The organism is Candidatus Poriferisodalis multihospitum (assembly GCF_028283155.1).
GTDB lineage: Bacteria > Actinomycetota > Acidimicrobiia > Acidimicrobiales > Poriferisodalaceae > Poriferisodalis > Poriferisodalis multihospitum.
Window position 1 is genome coordinate 1 of sequence record NZ_JAPYOK010000045.1, and the last position, 12,671, is coordinate 12,671.

Sequence of the window (12,671 nt, forward strand, 5' to 3'; positions counted from 1 at the left end):
GGTATGACGCGCATCCGTTTGCCGAGGGTGACGGTGCCGGGGGGCGGATGCTGGTGCTGGGCGGGGTTCGGTTCCCGGATGCACCGCCGCTGGTGGGGCACAGCGATGCCGACGTGGTTGCTCATGCGGTGATCGATGCGATGCTGAGTGCTGCTGGTCTTGGTGACATCGGTGCGCTCTTTCCTGACAGCGATGAGCGCTGGCGCGGTGCCGACAGCATCGAGATGCTGCAGCAGGTCTCAGGGCTGCTGGCTGAAGCCGGCTGGCAGTTGGCGAATGCCGATTGCACGGTGATCTGCGACCGGCCGATGATCGCCCCCCACCGCGATGAGATGCAGGCGCGGCTCAGCACCGCGGCTGGCGGACCCGTCACGGTGTGCGGCAAGCGCACCGAAGGGCTCGGCGGCGGCGAGGGGATCGTGGCGCACGCAGTGGCCCTCGTGCGTGCCGACGGCGAGCGATGAGCGCGGAACGCGGCAAGCGGCGGGGCGCTGCCCCTCAGCGCGGCGGGCGGGGTGCTCCTCCACAGCGCGGTGAGCGTGGCACCCGGGCTTCAGGTCGCGGGAGTGGGGGACAGCAGCGAACCGGCTCTGGCAACCGTTCCGGTGCCGCCAGGGGTGCCGCGAATCAGGCGCAGGCTGGTCGGTCGCAGTCACGACCGAAGGGTCTTGGCGGCGATCACGTCGAGGGCCGTCAGGCCGTGCGCGAGCTGCTGCGGGCCGGCAAGCGCACGGTGCACGAGGTGCTGATCTCCGAGGACGCACACTCGGCGGCCACGCTGGCCGAGATCGTCGACCTCGCCGGCGACCGGCGGGTGCCGGTGCGCGAGGTCACCCGCCGCAAGCTGGACGAGGCAGCGCTCACCGCCGCGCCGCAGGGCGTGATCGCCAAGGCCGCTGCCGTACAGCCCGTGCCGCTGGAAGAGCTGGCGAGACCTACAGGGAGCACGCTGCCGCTGGTCGTGGCGACCGACGGCGTCACCGACCCGGGCAATCTCGGCGCCATCCTGCGCACGGCAGAGGTCGCCGGTGCCACCGGCGTTGTGCTCACCAGCCACCGTTCGGCGAACCTCACGCCGGCCGCGGCGAAGGCCGCCGCGGGTGCCATTGAGTACCTGCCGATCGCCTTGGTCGGCGGCTTGCCCGCTGCGCTCGCCAAGCTGCGCGATGCCGGTCTGTGGACCATCGGACTCGACGGTCACGCACCGGAGGGGCTCGAGTCGCTGCGGGTCGGCGACGAGCCGCTGGTACTGGTGCTGGGCGCCGAGGGACGCGGCCTGTCGGCGCTGGTGGAGCGCCGCTGCGACCAGGTGGTGTCGATCCCGGTGCTCGGGCGCATCGAATCGCTCAATGTGGCTGCAGCGGCCGCCGTGGCCCTGTTCGACATCGCCCGGGCCCGCGCTGGCGACGGGAACACAGCCCGCGCCCGAAATACACCCTGAAATCCGGGGCGCCGGCCATACGCTGGGACCGGCGCCCGAGTAGCTCAACGGCCAGAGCACCGCTCTTGTAAAGCGGGGGTTGTGGGTTCGATTCCCACCTCGGGCTCAGCCGTGGCGGTCTCGGCGGGAGCGCTCAGAGCGTGATCACCAGGTTGCCGAAGTGCTCCTTGCGCACGAAGGCCTCTTGCGCCTCGCGTATGGCTTCGAGGGGATAAGTGCCGCCGAGCACCGGGCGGATCTCGCCGCGCTCGATGTAGCCGACCAGATCGGCGAACAACCCCGGCCCGTAGATCGTGGCGCCGTACAGCTCGAGGTCGTTGAGGTACAGCGTGCGCAGATCCAGCTCGACCATGGGACCGGCGATAGCCCCTGACGTCACGTAGCGCCCACAGCCGGCGAGCGCGTCGAGCCATGGGGCGACGGCGTCACCGCCGACCACGTCCGCAACCGCGTCGAATGGCCCACCGTTGGCCTCAACCGCCGCGGCAACATCGTGCTCAGGACCCTGTCGTGGCACTACCACGTCAGCGCCGAGCTCCAGCACCTGCGCCACCTTGGAAGCCCCGGCCACGGCCACCACCCGTGCACCTCGCCGGTGGGCGAGCTGCACCAGGGCAGAACCCACCCCGCCGCTCGCACCGGGGACGGCAATGCTCTGGCCGGCACCCAGCCCGATGCGCTGGAGCATGTGCTCCGCCGTTGACGAGGCGCAGGCGAACGTCGCCAGCTCGGCGTCGGACAGATCGGATTCGACTGGGTACACGTTCACGGCTGGCACGGTGACGTACTCCGCGAAGCCGCCGTCCGCTTCGCTGCCGAGATAGCGCACCTTGCTGCGGTCAGTGGGGTCCGCGGGATCCTTGAGCCACGGCTCCACCATGACCCGCCGCCCCACGAGTGCCGTGTCGGCACGCTCGCCGGCGGCTACCACTCGTCCCACCACATCAGCCCCTTGGATGCGAGGAAACTCGACGCCCCTGCCGCCCCATGTGGAATCCGCGGCATCTGCGTCGGAGTATCCCTCGCCCGACGTCGCCGCCGTCACCGACTTGCTGTACCAGGCCACACGCGTGTTGATGTCGGTGTTGTTGATGCCGCACGCCGCCACCTCGATGAGCACCTCGTCGGGGCCGGCCACCGGCACCGGCACGTCGTCGCGCACCTGCAGCATCTCGGGCCCGCCATGACCGACGAGCAGCGCGGCACGCATGGTGTTCGGCGGGTTCATTTGCTCTCACGGGGGTCACAGGCGGCCATCGGGACGCGGCACAATACCGTTCAGTGGCAGCCCGCCAGACACCGGTGCCAAGTGCGACCGATGCTGCTGGGCGAAGCGCGCTGGCAGCTCGCTACTACACCGATCCCGAGATCCTCGCGGTCGAGCTGGACACCGTGTTCGCCCGATCCTGGCACCTCGTCGGTCACGGCAGCCAAGTGAGCGAACCCGGCCAGGTGCTCACGGCGACCGTGGGCGACGAGCCGGTCTTCGTGGTCAACGACGGCGGCCAGATCCGCGCCTTCTTCAACGTGTGCCAGCACCGGGGGCACGAGCTGTTCCCGCCGCAGAAGCTGGGCGGCGACGTCGCCGAGACCCCGGGCGTCATCATGTGTCCTTATCACGCCTGGGTGTACGGGCTGGACGGCACGTTGCTCAGCGCGCGCAGCCGCGATGTCGGCGAGATCTGCCTGCCGCCCGTCGCCGTCGACGAGCTCGCTGGCTTCGTGTTCGTCAATACGGATGCCGGAGCCGCCCCGCTGGCCGAGCATGCCCCCGGCGTCGGCGACGAGATCTTGGCGCTTGCCCCGCAATCACCGACGCGCATGCTGACATGGCGCCGCACTCACCTCATCGCTGCCAACTGGAAGATCGCGGTGGAGAACTACAACGAGTGCTATCACTGCCCGAACGTGCATCGATCGTTCACCTCCGGCGTGGTCGACCCCGCCAGCTACCGGGTCACGCCCAGCGGCAGGGTGATCCGCCATACGGCCAGAGGCGTCGAGGGCGACCGTTCCACCTATACGCGACCGGTCGCCAGCGATGACTATGCCGCGTTCTACATCTGGCCGGCTTCGTCGATCCAGGTGTATCCCGGCCAAGCGGTGAATACGTACCGCTGGGTGCCGTGCGCGCCGGATCGGACGCTGCTGGTGCGGGAGTGGTGGTTCGATGTCGCCGAGCCGACCGACGAGCTGCGCGAGATCATCGACCTCGACTGGAACACCACGGTGTCCGAAGACCTGAAGCTCGTCGAATCGACCCAGCGCGGCGTTCGCAGCCGCGGCTACCGGCCCGGGCCGCTGGTGACCGAGCAATCCGGCATCGCTTCGGTGCACAGCGAGGATGCTGTGGACCATCTCGCAACGCTGCTGCTGTCGGCGCTTGGCCACGAACGGGTACCGAGCGGGCGCTGAACCGGTGGAGTTCCGAGATGCGCCGCGCATTGCCGTTGTCGGGAGCCTGAACGCCGATGTGACGCTGTGGGTGCCGAGGCGCCCGTCGCCCGACGAGACGATGCACGCCGACCGCATCGCATGGTTCCGCGGCGGCAAGGGCGCCAACCAGGCAGTGGCCGCGGCCCGGCTGGGCGCGCGGGTGGTGATGGTGGGCCGGATCGGCGACGACGAGCAGGGCCGGTGGCTGCGCTCTGGCCTGGAGGCCGAGGGGATCGACTGCCATCACGTGGCCAGTGTCGATGTCCCGACCGGATTGGCGGTGATCACCGTCGATCCCGATGACGTGTCGATCGTGGTGGCTGCGGGCGCCAACGCATCGCTGGATGCCAGGGGCGTGCAGGCAGCCGCCGACGAGATCGCCGCGGCCGATGCGCTGCTGCTGCAGGGCGAGGTGAGCGCCGCCGCCGCCCGGGCCGCAGCCGAGATCGCCCGCGAGCACGGCACGTTCGTGGTGCTGAATCCGGCTCCGTACAACGACGTTGCCCCCGCTGTGCTGCCGCTGGCGGACATCGTCATCGTGAACCGCGCCGAAGCCGAGCAGTTGCGTCACCCCGACGCCGACGGCAGCGTGCCCGAGCTGCATCCCGAAGCGGTGCTCGTCGAGACACGAGGCGCAGCGGGCTGCGTCATTCAGCAGCCACAGACCGCTGATCCTGCGCAGCAACCGCCCGATTCACCTGCGGCTCCCACCGATGCTGCGGCCAATGCCGACGGGGAGATCACGGTGGCCGCGCCGCGGGTTGCCGTGGTCGACGCCACCGCAGCAGGGGACGCGTTTGCCGGCGCGTTCGCGGTCGGCATGGCCTCGGGCGCGACCGTGGCCGAGGCGGCGCGGCTGGCCGTGCGGGCTGGCGCCTGGGCGGTGACAGTCGCGGGAGCCCAGCCGAGCTTGCCGACGATGGCGCAGCTCAGAGGCTGAGCCCGGGGCCAAGCGGCCCGTGAGCGAAGCGAGCTAGAGCGGGAAGCGCAGGGCGAAGCCGTGGCCCGAGCGGCCCGTGAGCGAAGCGAACAAGAGCGGGAGGCAAGGGCGGGAGGCAACCGTTCAAGCCGAGCCGTAGAGACGGTCGCCGGCATCGCCCAGGCCGGGAACGATGAAGGCCCGCTCGTCGAGGTGGCTGTCGACGGCGGCCGTCACGATGCGGACATCGGCAGCACTGCTCTGCAGGGCAGCGATCCCCTCGGGTGCGGCCAGCGTGCACACCATCGTCACCGGCCCCACGCCCGACTCCCCGAGCACCCGGATCACGGCGGCCGCCGAGCCGCCCGTCGCCAGCATCGGGTCGAGCACCAGCACCGGTCGATCCTCCAGCACACCTGGCAGCGACTCGAGGTAGCACTCGTGCCCGACGCCGTCGGACGTCTCGATCCTTCGCATACCCACAAAACCCACCGGCGCAGCAGGCAGGAGCCGCAGCGCCGCATCGAGCATGCCCAGCCCGGCGCGCAGCACGGGCACGATCGCCGGCATCGGCTCGAGGCGCGAGCCTTCGGCGGGCCCGAGCGGCGTCTCCACCGTCTCGGGCACCGATGTCGCATCGGTGAGTGCTTCGGACACCAGCAGGAACGTCAGCGCGTCGAGCCGCTGGCGGAACTCCTCGACGGCGGTGTCCTTGTCGCGCAGCCGGGTGAGCAGGGCTGCGGCTACCGGGTGGTCGACTGTGGTGACGTTCGCAGGGCTGACACTCATGGGCTGGCTCTCACGGTCGGTGCTCGGTCGGACAGTAGGGGTCCGCCCGCAAGTTAGGTCCTGAGGGGTACACCCGGCAGCGCATCTTTCCTTCTACGCTCACAGCCGTGAACAGCCAAGCCGGCGAATCCAACAGCGGCGCAGCAGTGCGCGGGTTGCTGCTGGTGCTGGTTGCCGTTGTCGTGGGAGTGCTGCTGCTCCGCTCGGTCGACGATCCAGACGACACGACCGTGACCGACACAGCTCCGCCTGCCGCACCGGGCGACACGCTCCCCACGGCGACAGAGGCGCCCACGCCCACGAGCAGCGCCGCCGACGCCGTCGACACCGGCTCGGGCACGGTCGCCACCGTGGCGACCACTGTCACCGCCGCACCCGCCACCGACACCACCTCGGCGGGCGCCGAGCCGTTCCAGCCGAGACCGGCGGCCGAGGTGTCGGTGCAGGTTGCCAACTCCACAACCGTCCGGGGGGCTGCGGGGCGGCTCACCGACCGGTTCAAGACGCTGAGCTACATCACCAAGACGCCCACCAACTACGTGGGCACTCCCATCGACCGGACGCGCATCTACTACCAGCCGGGCTCGCTGCTCGAAGCGCGGGCGATAGCGGGTGTGCTGGAGCTCGACGCCGACAACGACGTGTTCCCGATGCTGGCAGACACATCAGCCGTGCAGGGCTTTGAGACGCCCGACGTGCTGGTGGCGCTGGGGACCGATCTGGCTGAGTAGCCGAGCAGTCGACATGCGGGTTGTCGCATGCCCGGACAAGTTCCGTGGCACTGCGTCCGCTGCAGAGGTGGCAGCAGCGATCGCTGACGGCGTACGCCGGCAGTTCGGTATGCAAGCGGAGACTGTCTGCCTGCCCGTGGCGGACGGTGGCGAGGGCACGCTCGAGGCGCTGGGCGGCCCGAATCGCACCTCGCTGGTGATCGGACCGCTGCGGCACCGGACCGAAGCGGGGTGGCGGCTGGAGGGCGACGTCGCAATCGTGGAGATGGCCTGCGCGAGCGGACTGCTGCTGGCAGGCGGCGCCGAGGGCAACGACCCGCTCGCCGCGACCACCGCGGGCACCGGCGAGCTGATAGCAGAAGCCGTTGCGAGCGGCGCCCGGCGGGTCATCGTGGGCGTGGGCGGCTCGGCCACCACTGACGGCGGGCTCGGGGCGCTTGACGCGATGTCACCGCTGGCACGCCTCGCCGGCGTCTCGGTGGTGGTGGCCTGCGATGTCCGCACCCGCTTCTGCGATGCGGCGCGCATCTTCGGCCCGCAGAAGGGCGCGTCGCCGCCGCAGATCGAGTTGCTCACCCGCCGCCTCGAGCGGCTCGTAGGCCTGTACCGCGAGCGCTACGGCATCGACGTCGGCGAGATGCCGGGCGCGGGTGCCGCAGGCGGCTTGGCGGGCGGGCTCGCGGCCGGCCTCCGAGCCGAGCTGGCACCGGGATTCGACGTTGTCGCGACCGAGATCGGCCTGCCCGACGCGATCGAAGGTGCCGATCTAGTCATCACCGGCGAGGGGCGGCTCGATGCGAGTTCGTTCGACGGCAAGGTCGTGGGCGGCGTTCTGGAAATGGCCGCTGAGGCCGGCGCGCCCGTGGGCGTCGTGGTGGGCGCTCGCGACCCCGATACCGATCTCGCCGACTGGCGCCCGCCCGCCGCCGGTACCCCGGCCACGAGCCTGGCGGTGCTGTCGGAGCGATACGGCGCCGAGCGCTCAATGGGCGACACGCTGGCGGCAATCCGCGAGGCCGCCGCCGACCTTGCCGCAAATCTCGTGTGAGGGTTGGCGGTTAGCACTCTCATCTCTAGAGTGCTAACGGCTGCTGCGAACGCAGCGGCATCGGGACGCCCAGTCACCCCTCCCGAGAATCATCCGAGACAGGAGCCAGCCGATATGGCCAAGATGATCACGTTCGACGACGAGGCCCGCCGCGCGCTCGAGTCGGGCATGAACCAGCTCGCCGACGCAGTGCGCGTCACGTTGGGGCCCAAGGGTCGCAACGTCGTGCTCGACAAGAAGTGGGGCGCGCCCACCATCACCAACGACGGCGTGTCGATCGCGAAGGACATCGAGCTGGAGGATCCGGTCGAACGCATCGGGGCCGAGCTGGTCAAGGAAGTCGCCAAGAAGACCGACGACGTCGCCGGCGACGGCACCACCACGGCCACCGTGCTGGCGTGGACCATGGTGCGCGACGGCCTGCGCAACGTGGCCGCCGGCGCCAACCCGATGGCCGTCAAGCGGGGCATCGAGGCCGGTGTCGACGCCGCTGTGGGCGCCATCGAGGACATGTCGATCAGCGTGACCGACTCCAAGACCCATGTGGCCCAGGTGGCGGCCATCTCCGCCGCCGACGGCGACATCGGCCAGCTGATCAGCGACGCGTTCGACAAGGTCGGCAAGGACGGCGTGATCACCGTCGAGGAGTCGCAGACGTTCGGCCTCGAGATGGATCTGGTCGAGGGCATGCGCTTCGACAAGGGCTACATCTCGCCCTACTTCGTCACCGATCCCGACTCGCAGGAAGCCGTGCTCGACGACGCGTACCTGCTGTTCATGCAGGGCAAGATCTCCGCGGTCCGCGACGTGCTGCCGGTGCTCGAGAAGGTCACCCAGGCGGGCAAGCCGCTCGTGATCATCGCCGAGGACGTCGAGGGCGAGGCCCTTGCCACGCTGGTGGTCAACAAGATCCGCGGCACGATCCGCTCGGCGGCCGTGAAGGCCCCCGGGTTCGGCGACCGCCGCAAGGCGATGCTGGCCGACATGGCCATCCTGACCGGCGGCCAGGTCATCAGCGAGGACGTCGGCCTCAAGCTGGAGAACACCACGCTCGACCTGCTGGGCACGGCCCGGCGCGTGGTGGTCACCAAGGATGAGACCACCATCATCGAGGGCTCCGGCGACGAGGCCGAGGTGCGCGGCCGGATCGAGCAGATCAAGAACGAGATCGACAACACCGACTCCGACTACGACCGCGAGAAGCTGCAGGAGCGGCTGGCGAAGCTGTCCGGCGGCGTGGCGGTGCTGCGTGTCGGCGCGGCCACCGAGGTCGAGCTGAAGGAGAAGAAGCATCGCATCGAGGACGCAGTCAGCACCACCAAAGCGGCCATTGAGGCCGGCGTGGTGGCCGGCGGCGGCGTCACACTGGTGCGTGCCGAGCAGGCAGTGAGCGCCGTTGCAGACGGCCTCGACGGCGACGAGTCCACCGGTGCGCGGCTCGTGGAGCGCGCGCTGGCCGGACCGCTGAAGCAGATCGCCGAGAACGCCGGCCTCGAAGGCGGCGTGGTGGTCAGCCGGGTGCGCGAGCTCGACGGCGCCATGGGCCTCAACGCCGCCTCCGGCGAGTACGAGGACCTGGTTGCCGCAGGCGTGATCGACGCTGCCAAGGTGACGCTGTCGGCCCTGCAGAACGCCTCGTCGATCGCTGCGCTGTTCCTCACCACCGAAGCAGTGATCTGCGACGAGCCCGATTCGGGCGGCGGCGCTCCCGGCATGCCGGACATGGACTTCTAGCGGGCGCCTCCCTAAACCCCCAAGAACAGCCCAACCCAACGCAACGGCTCGGGTCTCGTGCCCGGGCCGCTGCGCGCCCGGACGACGCAGTCGCGGCGGAGGCGCGGCAGAGGGCGGCGATACCCTGACCGGATGCGGCGGGGGCGCACGATGCGGGTGCTGGTGGACCGCCTGCGGCACGGCGAGTGGCGACGGTCACCCGATGAGGTCGTGGTGGAGGAACCGCTCGAGATCCGCCTCGACGGCCACATGGTGGCCACCACCATGCGCACGCCCGGACACGACTACGAGCTGGCGACGGGGTTCTGCGCAGGCGACGGGCTGCTCGGCGACGCAGAGGTCACCGGGGTGCGCTACTGCGGCGAGGGTCCCGCGGCCGAATTCGAATACAACGTCGTCACCGTCGAGACCGGCGGCAGGGCGCCCGTGCCCACGCCCCGTCTCGGCAACGTCAGCGCCGCCTGCGGGATCTGCGGCAGCACCACCATCACCGACATGGCCGCTCGCCTGGGGCCGCTGGTGGGCACCCGTCAATTCAGCGTCGACGCGGTGCAGGCGGCGTTGGCTGCAGTGCCCAGTGCACAGGAGATGTTCGGCCGCACCGGCGGGCTGCATGCCGCCGCCACCTTCGACGCCGAGGGTCGTATCGATGTGCTGCGCGAGGACATCGGGCGCCACAACGCCGTCGACAAGGTGATCGGGAGGCGACTCCTGGACGGGCGTGACGATGCCGGCGCGATGGCGCTGTTCGTGAGCGGTCGGGCCAGCTTCGAGATGGTGCAGAAGGCCTGGGCGGCAGGGATCGGCACGCTCGTCGCCGTCAGCGCTCCCAGCTCGCTGGCCATCGAGTCGGCAGGGGCCGCGGCCATCACGCTCGCGGGCTTCGCACGCGGCGACGAGCTGAACGTGTACAGCGGCAGCCTGGCGGGAGTGCCCGAGCGTCTCGGCGAATTTCCCGCACCCGCCGTTCGTTCATAGGCTGCGCGAGTGTCACAGATGCCAGAGGTGACGACGTCGGTCGGGTGGGGCGTGCTGCACCTGTTCTGCAAGCTGACCGCCGCTGCGGACCGCTCGGGCCTGCTCGCCGCCGTCGAGGACACTGTCGACAGTGACCATCAAGTGCTGACCGTGGCCGTGCTGGGGCACAAAGCCGATGTCGGCTTCATGGCGCTGGGGCCCGACCTGTGGCGACTGCGCAACCTGCAGACGCTGGTGCAACAGGCTGGCCTCGAGGTCGCCGACAGCTACGTCTCGATGACCGAGGTGAGCGAGTACGCGCCCGATTTGCCACCCGAGATGAAGACGCCGCGGCTCTACCCGCAGCTGCCGCCCGAGGGCAAGCGGGCGTTCTGCTTCTACCCCATGTCGAAGCGCCGCGGGGCCGTGGCTGAAGGCAGCGGCAACTGGTTCACGCTGCCGTACGACACCCGCCGCGAGCTGATGTACGAACACGGCACGTCAGGACGCAAGTTCCGGGGCCGCATCCTGCAGGTCGTCACAGGCTCCACTGGCGTCGACGACTTCGAGTGGGGCGTGACGCTGTTCGGCGAGCACCTCGACGACCTCAAAGAGGTCGTGTACACGATGCGCTTCGACGAGGCCAGCGCCGTCTACGGCGAGTTCGGCACCTTCTATACCGGTCTGCTCGCCGACCCCTCCACCGTGCTTGATCGCATCGGCCTGTAATCCAGCGGCTCAGCCTCTTAGTCTGTTCGCAAGCTGGGTCGTCCCGGCGCTGAACCAACCGCCAATCGAGGTTGCGATGTCTGAGTACTCCGCTCCTGTCGACGACATGCTGTTCGTGCTTGAGCACATCGCCGAACTCGACGGCTTGGCCGCTCACGAGCAGTTCGCGCACGCCGATCTGGAGACTGCGGGAGCGCTGCTGGACGAGGCGGGGCGCTTCATGTCATCCGAGGTGGCACCGCTGAACGTGCCCGGCGACCAGCAGGGGCTGGGTTTCGACGAGGGCGTCATCACCCACCCTGACGGCTTCGGCGAGGCCTACCGGAAGTTCGTGGGCGCCGGCTGGAACGGCATGGCCTTCGATCCCGACTTCGGCGGCGGCGGCATGCCGTGGTGCGTGGGGCTGGCGGTCCAGGAGATGCTGACCTCGGCCAGCATGGCGTTCAGCCTGTGTCCGCTGCTGACCCAGGGCGCGATCGATGCGCTGCTGCATCATGCCGACGAGACCCTGCAGCAGACCTACCTGCCCAAGATGATCAGCGGCGAGTGGTCGGGCACCATGAACCTCACCGAACCCCACGCCGGCTCCGACGTGGGCGCCCTGACCAGCCGGGCCGAGCCTCGGCCCGACGGCTCCTATCTCATCACGGGCACCAAGATCTTCATCACCTACGGCGAGCACGAGCTGGCCGACAACATCATCCACCTCGTGCTGGCACGCACGCCCGACAGCCCGCCCGGCACCCGCGGCATCAGCCTGTTCCTGGTGCCGAAGTTCCTGGTCAACCCCGACGGGTCGCTGGGCGAGCGCAACGACCTGCGGGCAGTGTCCACCGAGCACAAGATCGGCATCCACGCCAGCCCCACCTGCGTCATGTCCTACGGCGACAACGGCGGAGCGGTGGGCTACATGGTCGGACCCGAGCACGGCGGGATGCGGGCCATGTTCACCATGATGAACAACGCCCGCCTGTCGGTGGGTCTGCAGGGTCTGTCGCTGACCGAGCGGGCCTACCAGCAGGCACGCGACTACGCCGTCGAGCGCAAGCAGGGACGGGCCATCGGCACCGAGCTGCCGCCCGGGCAGTCCTCGCCCATCGTCGACCACGCCGACGTGCGCCGGATGCTGATGACGATGCGGGCCAACGCCGAGGCCATGCGCTGCGTCATGTACCTGAACGCCGCTGCGATCGACGAGTCGCTGTCGGCCGCAGACCCCGATGAACGCGCGCAGGCTGACGAGCTGGTGGCCCTCCTGACGCCGATCAGCAAGGGCTGGGGCACCGACCTGGGCGTCGAGATGACTTCGCTGGGCGTGCAGGTGCACGGCGGCATGGGCTACGTGGAAGAGACCGGTGCCGCCCAGCACTGGCGCGACAGCCGCATTGCGCCCATCTATGAGGGCACGAACGGCATCCAGGCCGCCGACCTGGCATTCCGCAAGCTGCCGCTGGACGGCGGCAAGGCCATGGCCCGGCTCATCGGCCAGATCGGCGAGACCGCCGCAGAGCTGGCGGCCAGCGACGACGCGGACCTCAAGGCGATTTCCGCCTCGCTGAGCGCGGGAGCGGAAGCCTTCGGCAATGCGGCGATGTGGCTGGGCACCCAGCTGGCGTCGGCGCCGAACGACGTGGCTGCCGGCTCGACTCCGTTCATGCGCCTGGCCGGTGTGGTGGTGGGCGGCTGGCTGCTGGCTCGCAGCGCCCAGGCGGCTGCGAACCTGCTGGCCGAGCAGGGACTGAGCGTCGCCGAGGCGCGCGACGCCGGCGGCAGCGGACCGTCGGGCCCGCAGTTCCTGGCCGACAAGATCGCTACGGCGCACTTCTACGCCACCCAGATCCTGTCGGGTGCAGCCGGATTGGTGCCCGCTGTCACCGGCGGCGCCGA

At 69.9% G+C, this 12,671-nt stretch carries 12 protein-coding genes and 1 tRNA gene; 11 read left to right on the forward strand and 2 right to left on the reverse strand.

What is annotated here, in order from left to right:
- The 3 genes from ispF to VI480_RS04250 all read left to right on the forward strand — a co-directional run.
- Nucleotides 1–464 (forward strand): 2-C-methyl-D-erythritol 2,4-cyclodiphosphate synthase (ispF, locus tag VI480_RS04240; protein ID WP_323671572.1); only part of this gene is annotated, 464 nt, incomplete at its 5' end.
- Nucleotides 461–1,441 (forward strand): 23S rRNA (guanosine(2251)-2'-O)-methyltransferase RlmB, encoded by a 981-nt coding sequence (gene rlmB, locus VI480_RS04245; RefSeq protein WP_323671573.1) that lies wholly within the window; start codon nucleotides 461–463, stop codon nucleotides 1,439–1,441. The genes ispF and rlmB, both read left to right, overlap by 4 nt.
- Nucleotides 1,442–1,474: 33 nt before the next feature.
- Nucleotides 1,475–1,547: transfer RNA gene (locus tag VI480_RS04250), tRNA-Thr, on the forward strand.
- 27 nt (nucleotides 1,548–1,574) lie between these two features.
- On the opposite strand, the gene VI480_RS04255 is transcribed toward VI480_RS04250, so the two are convergent.
- On the reverse strand, nucleotides 1,575–2,669 hold the full coding sequence (locus VI480_RS04255) for an alcohol dehydrogenase family protein (protein WP_323671574.1): 1,095 nt from the start codon (nucleotides 2,667–2,669) through the stop codon (nucleotides 1,575–1,577).
- Nucleotides 2,670–2,722: 53 nt separating this feature from the next.
- Between VI480_RS04255 and VI480_RS04260 the strand changes: the two genes are divergently transcribed.
- Entirely contained in the window at nucleotides 2,723–3,856 is a 1,134-nt protein-coding gene (locus tag VI480_RS04260) for an aromatic ring-hydroxylating dioxygenase subunit alpha (protein WP_323671575.1), read from the forward strand.
- Nucleotides 3,825–4,817: a PfkB family carbohydrate kinase gene (locus VI480_RS04265; protein ID WP_323671576.1), complete on the forward strand. Its 993-nt coding sequence runs from the start codon at nucleotides 3,825–3,827 to the stop codon at nucleotides 4,815–4,817. The genes VI480_RS04260 and VI480_RS04265 overlap by 32 nt, the downstream gene beginning before the upstream one ends.
- 123 nt (nucleotides 4,818–4,940) lie before the next feature.
- On the opposite strand, the gene upp is transcribed toward VI480_RS04265, so the two are convergent.
- A complete protein-coding gene (gene upp, locus VI480_RS04270; RefSeq protein ID WP_323671577.1) occupies nucleotides 4,941–5,585 on the reverse strand; it encodes a uracil phosphoribosyltransferase in 645 nt (214 codons plus the stop codon).
- Between the two features lie 107 nt (nucleotides 5,586–5,692).
- On the opposite strand from upp, the gene VI480_RS04275 reads away from it, so the two are divergent.
- From VI480_RS04275 to VI480_RS04300, 6 genes are all read left to right on the forward strand, one after another.
- Nucleotides 5,693–6,316, forward strand: coding sequence for a LytR C-terminal domain-containing protein (locus VI480_RS04275; RefSeq protein ID WP_323671578.1), 624 nt, complete (start codon nucleotides 5,693–5,695; stop codon nucleotides 6,314–6,316).
- Between the two features lie 13 nt (nucleotides 6,317–6,329).
- Nucleotides 6,330–7,364, forward strand: a complete 1,035-nt coding sequence (locus tag VI480_RS04280; protein WP_323671579.1) for a glycerate kinase — start codon at nucleotides 6,330–6,332, stop codon at nucleotides 7,362–7,364.
- Nucleotides 7,365–7,478: 114 nt separating this feature from the next.
- Entirely contained in the window at nucleotides 7,479–9,098 is a 1,620-nt protein-coding gene (groL, locus tag VI480_RS04285; RefSeq protein ID WP_323671580.1) for a chaperonin GroEL, read from the forward strand.
- 132 nt (nucleotides 9,099–9,230) lie between these two features.
- Nucleotides 9,231–10,076, forward strand: a complete 846-nt coding sequence (fdhD, locus tag VI480_RS04290; RefSeq protein WP_323671581.1) for a formate dehydrogenase accessory sulfurtransferase FdhD — start codon at nucleotides 9,231–9,233, stop codon at nucleotides 10,074–10,076.
- Between the two features lie 18 nt (nucleotides 10,077–10,094).
- Nucleotides 10,095–10,784, forward strand: a complete 690-nt coding sequence (locus VI480_RS04295; RefSeq protein WP_323671583.1) for a chlorite dismutase family protein — start codon at nucleotides 10,095–10,097, stop codon at nucleotides 10,782–10,784.
- A gap of 76 nt (nucleotides 10,785–10,860) precedes the next feature.
- Nucleotides 10,861–12,671, forward strand: a 1,811-nt coding sequence (locus VI480_RS04300; protein ID WP_323671582.1) for an acyl-CoA dehydrogenase, incomplete at its 3' end; no start/stop codon positions are given.